The sequence below is a fragment of the Curtobacterium sp. MCBD17_035 genome (genome assembly GCF_003234815.2).
Taxonomy (GTDB): domain Bacteria; phylum Actinomycetota; class Actinomycetes; order Actinomycetales; family Microbacteriaceae; genus Curtobacterium.
On sequence record NZ_CP126279.1, the window covers coordinates 614,861 to 634,767 of the forward strand.

At 73.1% G+C, this 19,907-nt stretch carries 14 protein-coding genes; 8 read left to right on the forward strand and 6 right to left on the reverse strand.

What is annotated here, in order from left to right; genetic code table 11:
• Positions 1-67 precede the first annotated feature (67 nt).
• From DEI93_RS03000 to DEI93_RS03010, 3 genes are all read right to left on the reverse strand, one after another.
• Positions 68-2,263 carry an APC family permease gene (locus tag DEI93_RS03000; RefSeq protein WP_258372315.1) on the reverse strand — a complete coding sequence of 732 codons (2,196 nt, stop codon included), beginning with the start codon at positions 2,261-2,263 and terminating at the stop codon, positions 68-70.
• A gap of 63 nt (positions 2,264-2,326) precedes the next feature.
• Complete coding sequence (locus tag DEI93_RS03005) at positions 2,327-2,929, reverse strand: PadR family transcriptional regulator (protein WP_111012323.1); 603 nt, start codon at positions 2,927-2,929, stop codon at positions 2,327-2,329.
• Positions 2,926-3,864, reverse strand: coding sequence for a DUF4097 family beta strand repeat-containing protein (locus DEI93_RS03010; protein ID WP_111120356.1), 939 nt, complete (start codon positions 3,862-3,864; stop codon positions 2,926-2,928). The genes DEI93_RS03005 and DEI93_RS03010 overlap by 4 nt, the downstream gene beginning before the upstream one ends.
• A 125-nt stretch (positions 3,865-3,989) precedes the next feature.
• Here DEI93_RS03010 and DEI93_RS03015 point away from each other — a divergent pair, with 125 nt between their 5' ends.
• The 3 genes from DEI93_RS03015 (at position 3,990) to DEI93_RS03025 (ending at position 8,254) form a co-directional block, all read left to right on the forward strand.
• Entirely contained in the window at positions 3,990-4,631 is a 642-nt protein-coding gene (locus DEI93_RS03015) for a DUF6518 family protein (RefSeq protein ID WP_111120357.1), read from the forward strand.
• Positions 4,632-4,698: 67 nt separating this feature from the next.
• A complete protein-coding gene (locus DEI93_RS03020) occupies positions 4,699-7,932 on the forward strand; it encodes an efflux RND transporter permease subunit (protein WP_111120358.1) in 3,234 nt (1,077 codons plus the stop codon).
• A gap of 67 nt (positions 7,933-7,999) precedes the next feature.
• Positions 8,000-8,254: a hypothetical protein gene (locus tag DEI93_RS03025; RefSeq protein ID WP_146244455.1), complete on the forward strand. Its 255-nt coding sequence runs from the start codon at positions 8,000-8,002 to the stop codon at positions 8,252-8,254.
• A gap of 69 nt (positions 8,255-8,323) precedes the next feature.
• On the opposite strand, the gene DEI93_RS03030 is transcribed toward DEI93_RS03025, so the two are convergent.
• Complete coding sequence (locus tag DEI93_RS03030) at positions 8,324-9,385, reverse strand: alpha/beta hydrolase (protein WP_111120360.1); 1,062 nt, start codon at positions 9,383-9,385, stop codon at positions 8,324-8,326.
• Positions 9,386-9,613: 228 nt separating this feature from the next.
• Here DEI93_RS03030 and DEI93_RS03035 point away from each other — a divergent pair, with 228 nt between their 5' ends.
• A complete protein-coding gene (locus DEI93_RS03035) occupies positions 9,614-11,821 on the forward strand; it encodes a DEAD/DEAH box helicase (protein WP_111120361.1) in 2,208 nt (735 codons plus the stop codon).
• A 77-nt stretch (positions 11,822-11,898) separates the two neighbouring features.
• On the opposite strand, the gene DEI93_RS03040 is transcribed toward DEI93_RS03035, so the two are convergent.
• Positions 11,899-12,408 (reverse strand): mycothiol transferase, encoded by a 510-nt coding sequence (locus DEI93_RS03040; RefSeq protein WP_111120362.1) that lies wholly within the window; start codon positions 12,406-12,408, stop codon positions 11,899-11,901.
• A 61-nt stretch (positions 12,409-12,469) separates the two neighbouring features.
• Positions 12,470-12,991, reverse strand: coding sequence for a MarR family transcriptional regulator (locus tag DEI93_RS03045; protein WP_111120363.1), 522 nt, complete (start codon positions 12,989-12,991; stop codon positions 12,470-12,472).
• A 206-nt stretch (positions 12,992-13,197) separates the two neighbouring features.
• Here DEI93_RS03045 and DEI93_RS03050 point away from each other — a divergent pair, with 206 nt between their 5' ends.
• From DEI93_RS03050 to DEI93_RS03065, 4 genes are all read left to right on the forward strand, one after another.
• Complete coding sequence (locus tag DEI93_RS03050) at positions 13,198-13,797, forward strand: M73 family metallopeptidase (RefSeq protein WP_111010174.1); 600 nt, start codon at positions 13,198-13,200, stop codon at positions 13,795-13,797.
• Positions 13,798-13,975: 178 nt separating this feature from the next.
• Positions 13,976-15,529 carry a signal peptidase I gene (locus tag DEI93_RS03055; RefSeq protein ID WP_111120364.1) on the forward strand — a complete coding sequence of 518 codons (1,554 nt, stop codon included), beginning with the start codon at positions 13,976-13,978 and terminating at the stop codon, positions 15,527-15,529.
• Between the two features lie 143 nt (positions 15,530-15,672).
• Positions 15,673-16,827 (forward strand): metallophosphoesterase family protein, encoded by a 1,155-nt coding sequence (locus DEI93_RS03060; RefSeq protein ID WP_111120365.1) that lies wholly within the window; start codon positions 15,673-15,675, stop codon positions 16,825-16,827.
• Positions 16,827-19,898, forward strand: a complete 3,072-nt coding sequence (locus DEI93_RS03065; protein ID WP_111120366.1) for an AAA family ATPase — start codon at positions 16,827-16,829, stop codon at positions 19,896-19,898. The genes DEI93_RS03060 and DEI93_RS03065 overlap by 1 nt, the downstream gene beginning before the upstream one ends.
• Positions 19,899-19,907 lie beyond the last annotated feature (9 nt).

A 19,907-nucleotide genomic window follows, 5' to 3' on the forward strand; every position in this document is an offset into this window, starting at 1 on the left:
GTCCTACGTCCGGGTCCGGGTCCGGGTCCGGGTCCGGGTCCGGGTCCGGGTCCCGCCCCCGGGCCGGTCAGTCGTGCGAAGCGGGGGTGCGGCCGTGCGCGGCGGGGACGAGCGCGGGCAGCTCGCCGCAGTCGCCCGCCGGGTCCACGCCCTCGGCGGGGCCGGCCGGTCGCGTCGCACGGCGGACGTGCACGCTGTTCCGCTGGTTCGAGCGGAGCAGCCGGTCGGTCCGGAGGAGGTCCTCCGTGCCGCGGTTCGTCTGCTCGGCGCCGCGGTGCACCTGCGGCCGGATCGGCTCGCCGCGTCGCTCCTGGCCGGGCAGCGGCCGCGAGCGGCGGCCGTACAGCAGCTCCGAGGAGTCGAGCAGCCACGGGACGAGGGCGACCGTGACGCCGTGCACGAGGAGCAACTTCTTGCGGATCCGGCGCCCGCGGTGGTTGTGGAGCAGGGCCTCCCACCAGTGTCCGACGACGAAGACGGGCGTGTAGACGGTCACGACCTCGGCGCCGTGCTCCTGCCGGTGCGCCTTGATGTGCTTGATGAGCGGCATCGAGATGTCGCGGTACGGGCTCGGCACGATGGTGAGCGGGCACGTGATGCCGTAGTCGCGCCACTGCTGCTGCAGGGTCGCGGCGTCGGCCTCGTCGATGGCGACGTGCACCGCCTCGAACGACGCGTGCTTGGCCGCGATCGCGTAGTCGAGCGCCTTGATCACCGGCTTCTGCAGCTTGTTGACGAGGACGATCGCGTGGTCGCCCGTGGCGCCGAACCGGGTCTCGTCGTCGGCGGCGATCTCGTGCGAGACGTCGCGGTAGTACCGGTTCACGCCGAGCATGAGCAGGAACAGCACCGGCATGATGACGAACACGAGCCAGGCGCCGTGCGTGAACTTCGTGATGGTGACGACGACGAGCACCACGAAGGTGAACGACGCACCCGTGGCGTTGATCGACAGGCTGCGCCAGATCTGCCCGCGGTTCGGCGGGTCCGTCGCGAGCAGCCGGAGCCAGTGCCGGACCATGCCCGTCTGCCCGCACGTGAACGACACGAACACGCCGATGATGTACAGCTGGATGAGCGCCGTGACGTTCGCCCGGTAGACGATGAGGAGTGCCGCGGCGACGAGCGCCAGGACGATCACGCCGTTCGAGTAGATGAGCCGGTCGCCCCGGGTCGACAGGGCCTTCGGGGCGTACGAGTCGCGGGCGAGGATCGACCCGAGCAGCGGGAAGCCGTTGAACGCGGTGTTCGCCGCCAGGAGCAGCACGGCCGCGGTGGTCGCCTGGATCACGAAGAACAGGACGCTGCCCCCACCGAACGTCGCCGCGGCGATCTGCGCGATGAGGGACCGCTGGGGCGTCGTCGTGCAGTGCGCGAAGCCCCGGAGGTCGCACGCGCTCTCGGCGTAGTGCACGTGCGCGATGAGCGAGAGCGCGACGAGGCCGACGAACAGGACGATCGCGATGCCGCCCATGAACACGAGCGTCGTCTGGGCGTTGCGGATCTTCGGGCGGCGGAAGGCCTGCACCCCGTTGGCGATGGCCTCGACGCCGGTGAGGGCGGAGCACCCCGACGCGAACGAGCGGAGGAGCAGCAGCACGAACGCGGCGCGCGTGACGTTCTCGGTGTTCGCGATCGTGTACCCGGCGCTCTCGGCGACCGGGGCGTGCCCCAGGGCCGTGCGGACCAGGCCCGTGACGACCATGACGAACACACTCGCCACGAACAGGTAGGTCGGGATCGCGAACGCCTTGCTCGACTCGCGCACCCCGCGCAGGTTCACGGCGGCGAGCAGGACGACGAACACGAGCGCGAGCTCGACGCGGAACTCGTCGAGCATCGGCAGCGCCGAGATGATGTTGTCCACGCCCGAGGCGACCGACACGGCGACGGTCATCACGTAGTCGACGAGCAGGGCGGAGGCCACGACGAGCCCGGCCTTCTCGCCGAGGTTCCGGTGCGCGACCTCGTAGTCCCCGCCGCCCGACGGGTACGCCTTGATGAGCTGTCGGTAGGACGCCACGACGACGACGAGCAGGAGCACGACCAGGGCCGCGACCCACGGCGCGAAGGTCAAGAACGACATCCCGCCGAGCAGCAGGATCATCAGGAGCTCCTGCGGCGCGTAGGCGACGCTCGACAGCGGGTCACTCGCGAAGATCGGGAGCGCGAGGTGCTTCGGGAGGAGCTGACCCTCGAGCTGCTGCGAGGGCAGTGGATCCCCGATCAACCGGGCCTTGAGCGACCGGATCTCGTTCGTCACGAGGGGACAACCTACTCAGGATGGAGGGGCTGTCAACACGGCACCCGTCCCCGTTGTTCCCGATCAGTCCCGGAGTGTCGACCGGATCCCGTCGAGTCCTCGCCGGAGGGCGGCGACGACCTCGGGCGTGAGCGTGCCCCGGGTCGAGCGTCGGCGGGCCTCGGCCCGGACCTCCTGCCGGAACGTCGCGAGGAGCAGTTCGACCTCGCGGAGGGACCGGGCGCCCTCGTTCGGCGTCGAGGTCGGCGCCCCCGCCGGGTGGGGACCCGACCGGTGCGGGCCGGCCGGTCGAGCGGACGCGGCGAGGTCGGCGCGGAGCGACCGCATCGCCTCGCCGACCGAGGCGCGCACGCCGTCCGCGAGGGAGCGCACCGAGTCGGTGACGCCGGACTCGAGGTCCGCGACCTCGTCCTGGCGCGCGGCCAACTCGTCGCGGCCGGCCTCGGTGATCGCGTAGACGGTCTTGCGGCCGTCGGCCTCGCTGGTCACGAGGCCGTCCTCCTGCAGCTTGCCGAGACGGGGGTACACGGTGCCGGCGCTCGGGACGTACACGCCGCCGAACCGGGTGCCGAGCGCCTGGATGAGTTCGTAGCCGTGCATCGGGCGCTCCGCGAGCAGCACGAGCAGGTACAGGCGGAGCTGTCCGTGGGCGAACACCGGGCTCATGCGCCGAGCCCCTCGGTGCCGTCCGTCGTCCACGTGCCGTCGGTGTCGTCCGTGGCCGTCGCGCCCGCCGTCGCGCCCGCCGTCGCGCCCGCCGTCGCGCCCGCCGTCGCGCCCGCCGCCGGGCTCGCGGCGCTCGGCTCCGGGTCCGCGTGGAACAGCGCGAACCGGCCGGACACCGTGGCCACGCGCACGTCGGCCCAGCGCCCCTCGAGCGTGCCGGACCGGCGGGTGTACGGGCCGTGCACCCCCCGCACCTCGTCGTCGTCGAACTGGAGGCGTCCGGTCGCCGTGGTCACGGAGCACGCGTACCCCACACCGTCCGCGAGCCGGAGGCTCACCGCGCCCGAGACCGTGCTGACCCGGACGCCGTCCGGGACCCCCTGCAGGTCGAGCAGGACGTCGGCCGAGATGCCGTCCGCCGTGAGCCGGGTGACCGCGCCGGTGGCGGCGACGTCGCCGGAGACCGTCCGCACGGCGAGGGCGCCCGCGTGCTCGCGGACGGTCACGGTGCCCGAGACGCTGTTGACCTGGAGGTCGCCGCTCACCCGGTCGACGACGAGGTCGCCGGACACCGCGTGGAGCGCCGCGTCGTGCGTCAGCCCCGAGACGAGTGCGCCGGCCGAGACGACCCCGAGCGTCAGTGCCGCCTGCCGCGGGACGAGGATGCTGACGTCCGCGGACTCCTGACCGCGGAAGGCCCGGAGGAAGCCGAGCGGGTCGTCCCAGCGGACCTGGGCGTGGTCCACGGTGAGCACGCCCGCGTCCATCTCGACCCGCAGCGGCCGCCCCGAGACGGCGTGGACCTCGACCCGCGCCGTGGGTTCGTCGTGCGCGACGACGTCGACCTGACCCCCGACGAGGCCGACCTTGAGCTGCCGGACCACCCCGGTGTCGATGACCTTCGGCTCGTCCACGAGCCACTTCTCCTGCGCCATGGTGCACTCCGATCTCGCGATGTATCGCGTTGTCGTGCCGGCAACCGTACGCCCGTGGGACGGGGCGATCAAGGGTCATCCGTCCGGCGGATGCCGAGCGAGCCGCCCTCGCCGATCCTGGAGGCATGGAAGCACCGGTCCTGCCCCGTCGCGTCGTCGTCCCCCCGCGATCCGGCGCGCTCCCGCGTCCCGCCGGGGTCGTCGTCGCGCTCGCCGGAGCCCTGCTCGTCGGGATGCTCACGAGCATCGGCCAGAGCGGGTCGGCGTTCGTCGCCACGTTGTCGAACGCAGCCGGCCCGTGGTTCGTCGCCGCGGTCCTCCTGGTGCTCGTGGTCCGACCCGGCGCGCGTTGGGCGGCGGCGCTCGGGGTCGTGTGTCTCGAACTCATGCACGTCGGCTACTGGGCCGCGACCGTGCTCGCCGGTCGACCCGACGCGCTGTCCCCGTTCGGGACATGGGAACTCCTCGGGGTCCCCGCGGGCGTCCTCGCCGGACTCGTCGCCGTCGGCGTCGTGTCCCCTGACGGCCGGGTCCGCGGTGCGGCGGCCGGCGTGGTCGGCGCCGTCCTCGTGGGTGAGGGGATCCGGGGACTCCTGGTCGTCGCGGCGACGACGAGCAGCACGGCCTGGACCTCCGAGGTCGTCGGCGGCGTCCTCTGCGTCGTCGCCGCGGTCGTCGCCGGTCGCAGCCCGATCGGCCGCGTCGTCGCGCTCGGGGCGGGCGTCGTGGGGGCCGCCGGCGTGCTCGGCGCGCTCCTCGTGGTCTGACCGGCGGTCGACCCGCGGGGCACGTCCGGCCGGGCGCGGTGTCAGGCCCCGCTGGGAGGATCGACCGGTGCACCTCCTCTCGGTCCTCAGCCTGCGCAATCGCGCCCTCATCGCGCTGGTCACCATCGTCGTCGCGATCTTCGGTGGGGTCGCCCTCACGAGCCTCAAGCAGGAGCTGATCCCGAGCGTCGAGTTCCCCCAGGTCGCGATCGTCAGCACCTACCCCGGCGCGACGCCCGAGGTCGTGTCGAACGACGTGTCGACCAAGATCGAGCAGGGGATCCAGGCCGTCCCCGACCTCAAGGACACCACCGCGACGTCGTCGACGAGCCAGAGCGTCGTGTCGGCCGAGTTCCAGTACGGGTCGAACCTCGCCAGCGCCGAGGACAAGATCCAGACGGTCGTCAACGCCCTCGACCTGCCCGACAGCGTCCAGACCCAGATCGTCACGGGGTCGTTCGACGACATCCCGGTCCTCCAGCTCGCGGTCTCCGAACCCGGCACGAGCGAGCAGACCCTGGTCGGGCGGTTGAACAAGACCGCGGTGCCGGACCTCGAAAAGCTCGACGGGGTGCGTGAGGCCGACGTCTACGGCAACCCCGGTCGCCGCATCGTCATCACGCCGAACCAGACGGAACTCGCCGAGCGTGGCGTCGCACAGACCGCGATCAGCGACGCCCTCGACGACAACGGCACGCTCGTCCCGGGCGGCACGATCACCGAGCACGGCCGGACCCTGTCGGTGCAGACCGGGTCGAGCCTCGGGTCGGTCGGTGACATCCGCGACCTCCCGTTGGCCGGCGCCCGTGTCGCGACCACGATCGGCGACGTCGCCGAGGTGAGGCTCGTCGAGTCCCCGCGCACGTCGATCAGCCGGGTGAACGGCAAGCCCGCGCTCACCATCGCCATCACGAAGACGCAAGAGGCCAACACCGTCGACGTCTCCCGCACCGTGCAGGACGCGCTCCCCGGCATCGAGGCGAAGGTCGACGGCTCGCCGCGGTTCACCGTCGTGTTCGACCAGGCGCCCTACATCGAGCAGTCCATCGACTCCCTGGCGGAGGAGGGCCTGCTCGGACTCGGGTTCGCGGTCGTCGTGATCCTCGTGTTCCTGCTGTCGTGGCGCTCGACCCTGGTCACCGCGATCTCGATCCCGACGAGCGTGCTGCTCACCGCGATCGGCATGGAGGCCGCCGGGTACACGCTCAACATCATCACCCTCGCCGGCCTGACGATCGCGATCGGCCGCGTGGTCGACGACTCGATCGTCGTCATCGAGAACATCAAGCGGCACATGCAACCGGGCGTCGACCGGCTGCGCGCGGTGCTCGACGGCGTCCGCGAGGTCGCCGGTGCCGTGACCGCGTCGACACTGACCACGGTCGTGGTGTTCCTGCCGGTCGCGTTCGTGCAGGAGCTCGTCGGCGAGCTGTTCCGGCCGTTCGCGCTCACCGTGTCGATCGCGCTCGCCGCGTCGCTGCTCGTCGCGCTGACGATCGTGCCGGTGCTCGCGTACTGGTGGCTCCGGCCCGGACGGGGATCCGGGCCGTACCAGTCCGCGACCGCCGACACGGCCCCGGTCGACCCCGTCGGAGCACGGCGCGCGGCGCCCGCCGAACTGGTGGCGGCCGAGTCCCGGTTCGCCGCGGGGGCCTCGTCCGTCGACACGACGCTCGGCAGCGCCGCGGACCTGCACGACGCCGGGCACCGCGACCGCCTGCGCCGGGGCTACCTGCCCGTGCTCGACTGGGTGCTGCGGTTCCCGGCGCTCGTCCTCGTCCTCGCCGTGCTCGTCCTCGGTGGCACCGCGGCTGCGCTCCCGTTCGTCAAGACCAACTACCTCGGCGACTCCGGGCAGAACACCTTCACGGTGAGCCAGTCGCTCGCACCGGCCACGAGCCTCGCGGAGCAGTCCCGCTCGGCCCGCCGGGTGGAGCGCGCGCTGCGTGACGTGGACGGCGTCGACACCGTCCAGGTGACGATCGGCTCGAGCGGCAACTCGATCCAGGCCGCCTTCGGCGGTGGGGGGAGCGCGTCGATCACGTACTCCGTCACCACGGACGACAGCGCGGACCAGACGGCCCTGCAGTCCCGGGCGCGTGCCCGGCTCCGGGCGCTCTCCGGCGTCGGGACGGTCTCGCTCGCCTCGACCTCGGGCTTCGGGTCGACGTCGGACATCGACGTCGACGTGACCGCCCCGACGCAGGCGCGGCTCCGGTCGGCGGCCGAGCAGGTGCTCCACGCCATGCAGGACGTGCCGAACACGACGGGTGCGTCGAGCAACCTGTCCGCCGCGCAGCCCTACCTGGCCGTCCGTGTCGACCGCGCGAAGGCGGCCGCGGCGGGCCTCACCGAGACCCAGGTCGGCGGGATCGTCGCGGCATCGGTGTCGCCGCAGGACAAGGGGACGGTCGAGTTCGGCGACCAGACGCTCGACGTGTACATCGAGAACCCGCACCCGCCGACCAGCGCGCAGGCCCTGCGCGACCTGTCGATCCCGACTGCCGCAGGTGCCGTGCCGCTGTCGTCCGTCGCCACGGTCGACCAGTCGAACGGGCCGACCACGGTCACGACCTCGAACGCGGTGCGCACGGCGACGATCACGGTCACGCCGTCGGCGACGAACCTCGGCGCCGCGACGCAGTCCGTGACCGACGCCGTGGACGGCCTCCACCTGTCGAAGGGTGCTGAGGCCTCCATCGGCGGTGTCGCATCGAGCCAGTCGTCGGCGTTCCGACAGCTCCTCCTCGCCGCGCTCATCGCGATCCTCATCGTCTACGTCGTGATGGTGGCGACCTTCCGCAGCCTGCTCCAGCCGCTCCTCCTGCTGGTGTCGATCCCGTTCGCGGCGACCGGCGCGATCCTGCTGCAGGTGGCGTCGGGGATCCCGATCGGCGTCGCGTCGCTCATCGGCGTGCTCATGCTCGTCGGCATCGTCGTGACGAACGCGATCGTGCTCATCGACCTCGTCAACCAGTACCGGCGACGGGGGTTGCGCGTCCGGGAGGCGCTCGTGGAGGGCGCGGCCCGACGTCTCCGGCCGATCCTGATGACGGCACTCGCCACGATCTTCGCGCTCGTGCCGATGGCGGTGGGCATCACCGGACACAACGGGTTCATCTCGCAGCCGCTCGCGCTCGTCGTGATCGGAGGCCTCGTGTCGTCGACGCTCCTGACCCTCGTGGTCCTCCCGGCGCTCTACTACGTGGTCGAGCGTCGGCGGGAACGGTTCACGGACGTGCGGACGAGCGTGCCCGTGTCGGTCCCCGGTGCGCGGGAGGCCCACCACCCGCGGCACTGACCCCCGACCGAGCGGCACCCGCTCTCGGGACTGTCACAGGGTGCTCCCACCGCCGACACTGGTGGTCGTGACCATCCGCGACGTCCCGAGAGCCCAGCGCGCGACCACCGAGTGGTCCGGGATGACGTACATCCACACCGCTGCGGAGCTGCTGCTCGGCATCTCGTTCATCGTCACCGTGGTGTTCGCCGCGCTCGGTGTGGTCGAGCACCACCGCTCGATCGTCGCGGAGGTCGCGGCGATCGCGTTCATCTGCTCCCTCGCCGCCGTGCTCCTCGACTGGGTCACCGCGACCGACGAGGACCCGCGCGGCTGGGACTGACACCTTCCCACGGAAGCGGCCCCGTTCCTCCCGGGAGGAGCGGGGCCGTCGTCATGTCCCTGTCGGGCGTCAGCCGAGTCGGCGACGGAAGTACGCGACGACCCGTTCGCTCATCGCGCGGTCGAGCTGCGCGATCGAGTGCGCGGTGCCGCGGACCTCGACGAGGGTCACGGGGACGCCGTGCCGTCGCAGGGCGCGCGCCAGGTGCTGCGACTCCCACAGCGGGATGAACTCGTGGGTGCTGTGCCCGATGAAGAAGGGCGGGGTCTGCGCGGTCACGTCGTCGACGGGGGAGGCCCGCCGCGCCGCCGGACAGTCGGCGTAGCGGGTGCATCCCAGGTAGAGCAGCTGTTTCCGAGCGAACGACGGCGTCACGCCGCCGGCGCCCGTGGAGGCCGCCGTCAGGTCCGAGGGCCCGCTCAGCTCCGCGACGGCCCGGATCCGGTCCCCGCTCGCGTACGCGGTCGACGCGTGGTCCTGCACCGCGAGCATCGCGGCGAGGTTCCCGCCGGCGCTCCCGCCGAACACCCCCACGCGTTCCCGGTCGACGCGGAACCGGGTGAGCGTCGTCGCGCGGAACACCCAGTCGAGGGCCCGCCGGACGTCGTCGAGTCCGGCGGGGAACGGATCCGTCGGCGCCAGGCGGTAGTCGACGTCGAACACCACGAAGCCCTGGGACGCGAAGTACTCGCACACCGCGTGGTAGGCCGCGGTCGCCTTGTCACCGTGTGACCAGCTGCCGCCGTGGATCATCATGACGGCAGGGCGGTCGGTGGTGCCCTGTCCCGCCTGCGCGCCGACCCCGCCACCCGGCAGGGGAGCAGCGGTCGCGGTCGCCGCGGCGGCCTCGTGCCCGGCGGGCAGGCAGACGTCGAGGCGCTGCAGCCGGTCCTCGCCGTACGCGACGTCGGACACGGTCCGGACGTCCGGGTACCGCAGCGACAGCGGGTAGATCACCGGTCCCGCGTCGACCGTGGCGTTCGTGTCGCCGGTGGGGCCCTGGACGCATCCGGTGAGCACGAGCACGAGCGCGAGCACGAGCGCGACCGTGGTGAGGGCCGGGAGCCGTCGGTGGTCCCCGACGCGTGCGACACCGCGGGCGTGACGGCGCTGACGGACGGGAGACGGCATCGCGCCCAACCTATCGGGAGCATCCGTGCGGGGCTGGCGTCCCTCTGGGTTCGCGACTAATGTAGGTAGGTCAGCTCTCGACAGCGCGGCATGTGGCCGCGACGGGTGTGTGTGTCTCGAGGGCTGGAGTCACGTCGATCACGACGGGACGGACCCCCTCCCCGCACTTCGATCCGGCCGACGGCGCCTCGGGTCCTGCGGCATGTCTGCACGCCGGAAAGAACTCGCATGTCCCCCTTCAAGAAGGGCGCGCCCTCGCGCGCCGACAACACCGCCCGCCACGCGAACGGCACCCCTGCCTCGCGGAGCCCGAAGCACCGCGGCTACCGTGCCGAGGAGCCGTCCGCTGGTCGCCAGAAGGCGCGGTGGGATGCGGCGGAGCGCCGCGACCGCGCCGCGTCCGGAGAGCGCTCCGGCCGCCCGAACTGGGAGCCGCGCAGCAACGACGACGACCGCAGCCGCGGGCGGTTCCCGCGCGACGACCGGCGCGGTGCGCGGTCGTCCGACCGGGACGACCGCGGCGGCCGGTCGTACGACCGGAGCGACCGGGGCGGCCGCTCGTACGACCGGAGCGACCGGCCGCAGCGTCCCAACGACCGAGATGACCGTGGCGGCCGTTCGTACGACCGGAGCGACCGGAGCGACCGGCCGCAGCGCTCGTACGACCGGAACGACCGGCCGCAGCGTTCGTTCGATCGGAACGACCGGAGCGACCGGCCGCAGCGTCCCAACGACCGAGATGACCGTGGCGGCCGTTCGTACGACCGGAGCGACCGGCCGCAGCGGTCGTACGACCGGGATGACCGTGGTGGACGTTCGTTCGACCGGAGCGACCGGAGCGACCGGCCGCAGCGTTCGTTCGATCGGAACGACCGGAGCGACCGGCCGCAGCGTTCGTTCGATCGGAACGACCGGAGCGACCGGCCGCAGCGTTCGTTCGACCGGAGCGACCGGCCGCAGCGTTCGTTCGATCGGAACGACCGGAGCGACCGGCCGCAGCGTTCGTTCGACCGGAGCGACCGGCCGCAGCGCTCGTACGACCGGGACGACCGGCCGCAGCGTTCGTTCGACCGGAACGACCGGCCGCAGCGTTCGTTCGACCGCGATGACCGGACCGGCCGCACCCCGCGGGTCGCAGAGCGCTCGGGCCGCCACTTCGGCGATGCCCGTGAGGACCGTGCCGCTTACGTGCCCGCGGACGACGTCAAGCTCGAGAAGCTCCAGGCCGAGGCCACCGTCGCCGCGGACGTCGAGGGCGTGACCTTCGGCGACCTCGGCATCGGCTCCAACATCGTGCGGGTGCTCGCGGAGCTCGGCGCGGATCGTCCGTTCCCGATCCAGGCCGCGACGATCCCGGACGTCCTCGCCGGCAAGGACGTGCTCGGTCGAGGCCGCACGGGCTCCGGCAAGACGATCGCGTTCGGCGCGCCCCTCGTCGAGAAGCTCATGGAGAACGGTGGGGGCAAGAACCGCCGGATGGGCCGCAACCCCCGTGCGCTCATCCTGGCGCCGACGCGCGAGCTGGCGCTGCAGATCGACCGCACCGTCCAGCCGATCGCCCGTGCGGTGGGCCTGTTCACGACCCAGATCTACGGCGGGGTGCCGCAGGGCCGTCAGGTGGGCGCGCTGCAGCGCGGTGTCGACATCATCGTGGGCACGCCGGGTCGCATCGAGGACCTCATGGAGCAGGGGCGCCTCGACCTCAGCGAGGTCGTCGTCACCGTGCTCGACGAAGCCGACCACATGTGCGACCTCGGGTTCCTCGAGCCCGTCCGGCGCATCCTCCAGGCGACCGCCGACGTCACGCCGACCGGTGCGCGCGCGCAGAAGCTGCTGTTCAGCGCGACGCTCGACACCCAGGTCGCGGCGCTCGTCGACGAGTTCCTCGTCGAGCCGTCCGTGCACGAGGTCCTCGGCGAGGACCAGGCGTCCTCGACGATCGACCACCAGGTCCTCGTCGTCGAGCAGCGCGAGAAGGACCGCGTCATCGAGGAACTCGCGAGCGGCGACGGCAAGACCGTGGTGTTCGCGCGGACCCGTGCCTACGCCGAGCGTCTGGCCGACCAGCTCGAGGACGCCGGCATCCGGGCGACGAGCCTGCACGGCGACCTCAACCAGTCCCGACGCACCCGGAACCTGTCGCTCCTGACGAGCGGCCGGGTGAACGTCCTGGTCGCCACGGACGTCGCGGCGCGCGGCATCCACGTCGACGACGTCTCGCTCGTCATCCAGGCGGACCTGCCGGACGAGTACAAGACGTACACACACCGCGCCGGCCGCACCGGCCGTGCCGGCAAGGAGGGCACCGTCGTGACCCTCGTCACGCGGAACCGCGTCCGGAAGATGGAGGGCATGCTCGAGCGCGCCGAGATCGACGCCCCGATGACGCCCGTCGCTCCCGGCGACGCGCTCGTCACGGAGCTCGCCCAGCGCTGACGCCGGGCGCGATCACGGACGGGAGGGACGGTGCGGGGTGACCCGCGCCGTCCCTCCCGTCGTTCCCCACCTGCGCGTCAGGACACGAAGAAGAGGAGCCCGCGGACGTACCCGGCCTGTCCAGCGTGCTGGACGCAGTCGTCGAGGATGCTGACGAGGCGGGCGCCGGCGGTCACGGGCGGGTCCCATGCCTCGTCGACCACGGCGTCGAGGTCCTCGGGTGCGAGGCCCCGGACGTACTCGAGTGTCCGGGCGGTGGTCGCGCGGAGGTAACCGAGCAGCAGGTCGGACGATGCGCGGACCCGTCCGACGTCGTCGCGGGACATGCCGTACCCCAGCGCGTCGGCCGGGAACGGCAGGCCGAACCGGTCGTACCAGCCGTCGCTCGTCCACACCTGCTCGCTGCCGGTGAGGTCGGCGATCTGCGCGTCCTGCCCGCGGGCGATGTGCCAGGCGAGCCAGGCGAGCGTGTTCGCACCGGCGGCGGGCCGAGCGGCGAGCTGGTCCTCCGACAGGTTCCGGACGGCGCGTTCGACGGTCTCGGGGACGCGGGCGAACGCTTCGGCGAGGAGTTCTGCTGGTGTCATGTCCGCCACGCTAGCCCCGGGCGCCGACGGTGGACGGGCGGACCCGGGACGCTGTGGAGGATCAGCCCGCGGCGTGGACCGCGTCCGGGCAGCCGTCGGCGCTGGCGCACTCGCCCAGGCGCGCGGCGACCTGCTCGAACGCCCGCGCGAGCGGGACGAGGTACTCGGTGGGGATCCCGGACTCGAACGCCGCGCGGTAGACGACCCCGATCTGCTCGGCGGTCTCGGCCCCCGTCGCCGTGAGTTGCAGGAGGACGCTCCGCCGGTCCTCCGGGTTCGGGCGTCGCTCGATGTGTCCGCGGTCGACCAGGCGGTCGACGAGGTTCGTGGTGGCACCGGTCGAGAGTGCGAGGTACTCGCTCGCCTGCTTCGGGGTGACGCCGGCCTCCGCGACCGAGAGGAAGAACACGAAGCGCACGTCCGTGGCGTTGAGTCCGCGCGCGGCGCTCTCGCGGGTCAGCACGCGGGCGTGGTGCACCTGCATGAGGCGGTACGCGTTGAGCACGCGGGAGAGTGCCGACGCGTCCGCGTCCGCGTCCGTGCCCGGGGCCCTGTCCGTGGCCGTGGTGGTGGTGTCCGTCATGTCGTCCCTGATCGTCGGCGGCGCCGAGCGTGCTCCCGCCGGCACTCCATCCTCGCTCGGCGCATCTCGATCAGCAAGTATCTTGATAATCAAGCCATGTCCCCAGCAGTGGGGGTATGGCTCGGGTTGTAAGCAGCACGACGGCAAAGTAACTTGATGGTCGTACCAAATTCCGCATCTCGAACCACATCGCAAGGAGTACCGTCATGCCCCGCGTCAGCCCCCGCACCGCCCGTGTCGCCGCCTGGATCGCCATCCCCGCCGCCTTGATCGCCTCCGGCGTCGTCGTCTCCACCGCCTCGTACTCGGCCTTCTCCGCCACGACGGTGAACCCCACCAGCAACTGGACCGCCGGGACCGTCGCCCTCTCGGACGACGACGCGAACACCGCACTCTTCTCGGCCACGAACCTCAAGCCGGGTTCGACCGGCTCGAACTGCATCACGGTCACCTCGACGGGCTCGCTCGCTTCGGCCGTCAAGCTCTACGGCACGAGCGCGGCCACCACGAACGGGCTCTCGTCCTACGTGAACATCTCGGTCCAGCAGGGCACCGGCGGCGGCTTCGGCAGCTGCACGGGCTTCACCCCCTCGAGCACCAACGGCACGCTCTACACGGGCACGCTCGCGAACTTCGCGTCCTCGTACACGAACTACAGCAACGGCCTCGGCACCTGGACCCCGACCGGCTCCGCCTCGGAGTCGCGCGTCTACCAGGTCACCTACACGGTCTCGTCGACCACCCCGAACTCGGCGCAGGCCGGCACGGCGGCGCTCGGCCTCACCTGGGAGGCCCAGAACAGCTGAGCCCCCACCTCCTGACCGCCCGTGACGGCGAGCGGTCAGGACCGGCGGGACCGGGCGCGCCCCCACTGCGCCCGGTCCCGCCGACACCACCACCGTCGACCGGGAGGCACGACCTCCCACCCAGCACCGCCCACCAGCCCGACCCACCGCCAGCGGTACCGTCCCCGAGGAACGAGTCATGACCACGACCAACATCGCCATCCCGGCCCCCGCCGCGGTGCCCGCGGTGCGCGTGGACCGGCTCCGTGACCTGCGCGACTGGAACCGCCTGGTCATCGCCACCGTCGCACGCGGCGTCATCGCCACCATCCTCGGCATGGCGCTCTGGGCCGTGGCACCGGCCGTGATCGGCTGGCACCCCACCACCGTCATGACGGGTTCGATGGAGCCGCGCCTCCAGCCGGGCGACGTCGTCGTCTCGAAGCCGGTCGCGCCGACCTCCCTCCACCTCGGTCAGGTCCTGCTGTACGACGACCCCGACCAGCCCGGCGAGCTCCGTCTCCACCGCTTCCACAAGGCGGGCGAGGACGGCCAGATCATCACCAAGGGCGACGCCAACCCGCAGGCGGACTCCACGCCGATCACACGCAGCGCCGTCCACGGTGTCGGGTTCATCCGCGTGCCGTACATCGGGATGCCCGTCATGTGGCTCCGCGACGGTGAGTGGAAGAAGGTCGTGATCCTCGTCCTCGCGCTCACCGCCATGGCGTTCCTGTCCACGATCGACGCACCGCTCCGTCGCGGCCCCGTCGTCGCCGCGACGGACGACGACGAAGCCGGGGAGGGCCTCCCGGACGACGTCGACGACCTGCTCATCCCCGTCCTCGTCGACGAGGACGAGGACGAGGACGACGACGCGGACGTGCCGTCCGGTGCCCCCGCGGCACAGGGCCGGGAGGGACGTCGCCGTCTCCCCGCTCGCCTGTTCGCCCTCATCGTCGGCTCGGCCGTCGTGCTCGCCGCCGTCGGGACCGGACTGCTCCTGCCGAGCAAGGCCGAGGCCGCGCCCTTCGGCGCCATGACCTCCACGAGCGCGTCCTTCGGGGCCGCTTCGTCGTTCTCCTGCCTCGGTCGCACCGTGACCTACTCGCCGACGATCGACTACGCGTTCAACGCGGCGTCGGGCACGAGCGAGACCGACCTCGGTTCCAGCGGCACGACGGCCACGCTGTCGAGCGGTGTCACCCGCGTCGCCGGCACGTGCGGTTCGAGCCCGTACGTCACGCTCGACGGCGCGACCGGTCAGGTCACCTCGACGTCCACCACCAAGATCACCGCCCCCTCCGTGTTCACGGTCGAGGCGTGGATCCGGACCTCCACCGCCGCGGGCAAGGTCATCGGCTTCGGCAACAGCCAGACGGGCAGCTCGAGCGCGTACGACCGACAGCTGTACATCAACTCGGCGGGCGACGTCTCGTTCAGCGTCTACAACAGCGGCAACATCACGCTCACGTCGACCAAGACGGTGACGGACGGCCGGTGGCACCACGTGGTCGGCACGATGTCGTCGAGCGGCATGGTCCTCTACGTCGACGGCGTCAGCGTCGCCACGAACACGAACACCGCTGCCGAGCCCGACTCCGGCTGGTGGCGCATCGGGTACGACAACCTGAGCGGCTGGCAGAACGCGCCCACGAGCAACTACTACAAGGGCGACCTCGACGACGTCGCGGTCTACAACTCGGCCCTGTCGGCTGCCCAGGTCAGCGCGCTCTACTCCGCCGGCCGCTGATCCTCCCAGACCCCCGCGGTGCACGGTGTCCCTGACCGGCACCGTGACCGCGGGCCCCACAGCCCGGCGTAGCCGGCGATGTCCGCGGTGCCCGCTACCGTGACGTGGTCCGGACGCTCCGGGCGCAGCGGCGGAGGGGGCACATGCGGATCCTGCACACGGGGGACTGGCACCTCGGGCGGACACTGCTCGGCGCGGACCTGCTCGACCACCAGGCGGCCTTCCTGGACCACCTCGTCGATCTCGTGCAGGAGCACGCGGTGGACCTGGTCGTCGTCGCGGGCGACGTCTACGACCGGGCGGTCCCACCCGTGCCCGCCGTCCGCATGCTGTCCCGCGTGCTGGAGCGACTGAGCGCCCTCGCCCCCGTCGTCGTGACGCCCGGCAACCACGACTCCGCCGTGCGCCTCGGCTTCGGCGCCGGCGTGATGGCGCAACGGGTCCGGATCCTCGCCGAGGTCGAGCGGCTGCACGAGCCGGTCCTCCTGGACGACGACCACGGCACGGTCGCCGTCTACGGGGTGCCCTACCTCGCGCCGGACATGGTGCGCCATGCGCTCGCGGCCGATCCCGACGCGCCGCTCGCACGCTCGCACGAGGCCGTCGTCCGTGCCGCACTCGACCGGGTCCGCGCCGACCTCGGTCGCCGTCCCGGTGTCCGGAGCGTCGTGGTCGCGCACGCGTTCGTCGGCGGCGGCGCACCGAGCGAGAGCGAGCAGGACATCCGCGTGGGCGGTGTCGACCGCGTGCCCGCGGGCGTGTTCGACGGCATCGACTACGTCGCTCTCGGGCACCTGCACGGCCCTCAGCGGGTCGGCGACGCCGACCGCATCCGGTACGCCGGTTCGCCGCTCGCGTTCTCGTTCGGCGAGCGGCACCAGCGCAAGTCGGTGACCCTCGTGGAGCTCGGTGCGGACGGCGGTGTGTCCGTCGAGTTGCTCCCCGCACCCGTGCCGCGGCGGCTCGTCGACGTCCGGGCGACGATGGCCGAGATCGAGCAGGGGGCGGCCGCCGAGCACGCCGATGCCTGGGTCCGTGTGAGCGTCACCGACACCGTGCATCCGGATCGCATGTACGCGCGGGTGAAGGACCGGTTCCCCCACGCCCTGTCGATCCTCCACGAGCCCGCGGGCGGTGTCACCGATCGCACCGCCGCGACCGTCACCGCCGCGTCGGACCCGGTCGAGGTCGCGGCCGACTTCGTGGCGTTCGCGACCGGTGGCCCGGCGACCGAGGCCGAGACCGCCGTGTTGCGCGACGCGTACGAGGCCGCCCTCGCCGCCGGAGGGGAGCGCTGATGTACCTGCACCACCTCCGTCTCGCCGCCATCGGTCCGTACGCCGAGACGGTCGACATCGACTTCGCGGCGCTCGGGGCCTCGGGTGTGTTCCTGCTGGAAGGGCCGACGGGCGCGGGCAAGTCGACGATCATCGACGCCGTCGTGTTCGCCCTCTACGGGTCGCTCGCGGGCGAGGGTGCGAGCAAGGACCGCCTCCACAGCCACCACGCCGAGGCCGGGGTCGAGCCATTCGTCGAGCTCGTGTTCGAGACCGCGGCAGGGGTCCACCGGGTCCGGCGCACCCCCGCCCACGACCGCCCGAAGAAGAGCGGAGGCGGCACGACGCGGCAGAACGCGTCGGCCCGCCTGTGGCGGCTGGCCGCGCCCGGGGACGACGTCGGGGAACCCCTGTCGATCGCGACGCAAGAGGTCGGCGCCGAGGTCCAGCGCATCATCGGGCTCGACCGCGCCCAGTTCGTGCAGACCGTCGTGCTGCCGCAGGGGGAGTTCGCCCGCTTCCTGCGCGCTCCCGGTGAGGACCGTCGTGCACTGCTGCAGTCGCTGTTCGGCACCGACGTGTACGAGCGCACGACCGAGGAACTCGTCGCTCGCCGCCGTGCGGCCGCCGCGGCGGTCGAGCGTGCGGACGCCGCCGTGCACGACGCGCTCAACCGCCTCGCCGAGGCGGCGGGCCTCGAGACCGTCGACGAGCTCGCGTCCGATGCCGTGGTCGCCGAGGTCACCGCCGCCGCGCACGAGGCGACCACGGCCCGGGACGCCGCTGCGGGTGCCGCCGCGCGCGCTCGCGCCGACCTGGCGGACGCGGAACGCCGGGCGCGGTCACTCCGGCGCCGGGCGGACCTGCTCGGCCGACAGGCCGCGCTGTCGGACCGCGCGGAGCAGGTCGCCGGTGCCCGGGCCCGGCTCGAGCTCGCGGAACGGGCCGGCCGCGTGCTCGGCCTGGTCGTCGGCCTCGACACCGCCCGCACGCGTGCGGAGCGTCGCGGCGCGGACCTCGCGCGGGTCGTCGCCGAGCACCGGGACGCCCTCACACGCCACACCGTCGGGGTGGGCGCCGGAGCCGGTGGCGCGCCGCTGGACGCGGACGGCAGCGTGTTCGAGGACCTCGAGTCGATGCCGGCGGTCGACACCACCGCGCTCGCCGCGCACGCCGCCGCGCTCCGCGACGTCGTCGCGGGTGTGCGGCACGCCGTCGCGCTCGAGCGCGATCTGCCGGCCCGACGCGCCGCCCTCGCCACGGCCCGCGCCGAGCTCGCCCGCGCCGAGGAGCGCCGCGCCGCGCTCGAACCCCTCCTCGACGCCCGGCCCGCCGAACGGCTCGCGCTCGTCACGATCTCCCGCGCGGCCGCGGACCGGGCCGCCGACGGACCCGTCGCGGAGCGCGCGCTGGCCGACCTCGACGCCGTGCGGGCCCTGCTCGACGACCGCGACCGCGCCGCGGCCGACGCGACCGCCGCCGACGCCGACCTCGCCGCCGCGTCGCTCCGGGCGCAGGCGGCCATCACGCACGAGGCCGACCTGCGGACACGACGGGCGGCGGGCCTCGCGGGTGAGCTCGCCGGCGTCCTGACGCCGGGAGAGCCCTGCCCGGTGTGTGGTTCCGTCGACCACCCGGCGGTCGCGGCGCCGCTCGACGGCCACCCGACGGACGACGACATCGAGGCCGCCGCCGACGCCCGCGCCACCGCCGACGTCGACCAACGCGCCGCCGCCGCTCGGCAGGCCGTCGCGCGGCGTGAGTGCGACCGGCTCACCACCGCGATCGGTGCGGTGACGCCCGAGTCCGTCGCCGCGACCGCGTCGGCGCTGCGCGACCGGATCGCGCGTGCGCACGCTGCCGCGGCCGAGGTCGCCCGGGCCGAGGAGCAGCTCGAGGCGTTCGACCGCGACACCCGCGCCCTGGCCGAGGAACGCAGCACGCTGGCCGCGCAGGTGGCGGCCGGGCGCGCCGGCCACGCCGCCGATGCCGCCGCCCTCGCCGCCGACGAGGCCACCGTGGAGCGCTGCCGTGCCTCGGTGGTCGACGCCGGCGGTGTCGGCACCGGCTCGCTCGACCAGGCCGTCGCCGCGCTCGATCGTGACGCGGCCGCCTGCGCAGCCGTCGCCGCCGCGGCCGACGCCCTGCGGAGCGACGACCGTGACGTGCTGGCCCGCGCAGCGGAGGTCGAGCGCGCGCTGGGGGACGCGGGGTTCGCCGACGCCGACGCCGCCCGCGCCGCCGGGCTCGGGCCGGACGAGGCGTCGCGGCTCCGGTCCGAGGTCGCGGGAGCCGAACGCGAGCACGCGGTCGTGCAGGCCGGCCTCGCCGAGGCGGACGTCGCCGCGGCCGAGCACGACGCCGTCGACGGAGCCGAGTTGGAGGCCGTCCGGACGCGTGCCGACGGAGCCGAGGAGGCCCTCCAGGCCGCCACCGGTGCGGCGGCGACCGCGGAGGCCCGTGCGGCCGCGACCTCGGCTCGACGCGCCGACCTCACCCGGGCGGTGCGGGCACGACAGGAGACCTCGGCCGAGAGCCGCGCGGTGGTCCGCCTCGCCGACATCGCGACCGCGGCGTCGAGCGTCAACCCGACGGGCATCACGCTCGGCACGTACGTGCTCATGCGGCGGTTCGAGGACGTCGTCGCCGCCGCGAACAGTCGGCTCGGCGCGATGCTCGGGGGCCGGTTCGCGCTCGAGGCCTCGGACGAGCGCGAGACGTCCTCGCGCGCCCGTCGCACGGGTCTGGCCCTGGCGGTGCGCGACCACGAGACCGGACGCACGCGCGATCCCCGGAGCCTGTCGGGTGGCGAGACGTTCACGACGTCGCTGTGTCTGGCGCTCGGCCTCGCCGACGTCGTCCAGGCCGAGGCCGGCGGTGTCGAGCTCGGCACCCTGTTCGTGGACGAGGGGTTCGGCACGCTCGACCCGGAGACGCTCGACGGCGTCGTCGGGCAGCTGACGCGTCTGACGGCCGGCGGACGCCAGGTCGGCATCGTCAGCCACGTCGAGGAGCTCAAACAGCGGATCCCCGACCGGATCGAGGTCCGGCGAGCACCGGGCGGAGGGTCGACGGTGCGGACGACGGTGTGACCCGCGCGG

What these genes read in the sequence shown, in the direction of transcription:
- DEI93_RS03010 (WP_111120356.1), bottom strand. Translation starts at nt 3,864, where the DNA reads ATGGCGCAGGAGAAGTGGCTCGTGGACGAGCCGAAGGTCATCGACACC.
- DEI93_RS03065 (WP_111120366.1), top strand. Translation starts at nt 16,827, where the DNA reads ATGTACCTGCACCACCTCCGTCTCGCCGCCATCGGTCCGTACGCCGAG.
- DEI93_RS03040 (WP_111120362.1), bottom strand. Translation starts at nt 12,408, where the DNA reads ATGACACCAGCAGAACTCCTCGCCGAAGCGTTCGCCCGCGTCCCCGAG.
- DEI93_RS03015 (WP_111120357.1), top strand. Translation starts at nt 3,990, where the DNA reads ATGGAAGCACCGGTCCTGCCCCGTCGCGTCGTCGTCCCCCCGCGATCC.
- DEI93_RS03060 (WP_111120365.1), top strand. Translation starts at nt 15,673, where the DNA reads ATGCGGATCCTGCACACGGGGGACTGGCACCTCGGGCGGACACTGCTC.
- DEI93_RS03045 (WP_111120363.1), bottom strand. Translation starts at nt 12,991, where the DNA reads ATGACGGACACCACCACCACGGCCACGGACAGGGCCCCGGGCACGGAC.
- DEI93_RS03055 (WP_111120364.1), top strand. Translation starts at nt 13,976, where the DNA reads ATGACCACGACCAACATCGCCATCCCGGCCCCCGCCGCGGTGCCCGCG.
- DEI93_RS03050 (WP_111010174.1), top strand. Translation starts at nt 13,198, where the DNA reads ATGCCCCGCGTCAGCCCCCGCACCGCCCGTGTCGCCGCCTGGATCGCC.
- DEI93_RS03035 (WP_111120361.1), top strand. Translation starts at nt 9,614, where the DNA reads ATGTCCCCCTTCAAGAAGGGCGCGCCCTCGCGCGCCGACAACACCGCC.
- DEI93_RS03005 (WP_111012323.1), bottom strand. Translation starts at nt 2,929, where the DNA reads ATGAGCCCGGTGTTCGCCCACGGACAGCTCCGCCTGTACCTGCTCGTG.
- DEI93_RS03030 (WP_111120360.1), bottom strand. Translation starts at nt 9,385, where the DNA reads ATGCCGTCTCCCGTCCGTCAGCGCCGTCACGCCCGCGGTGTCGCACGC.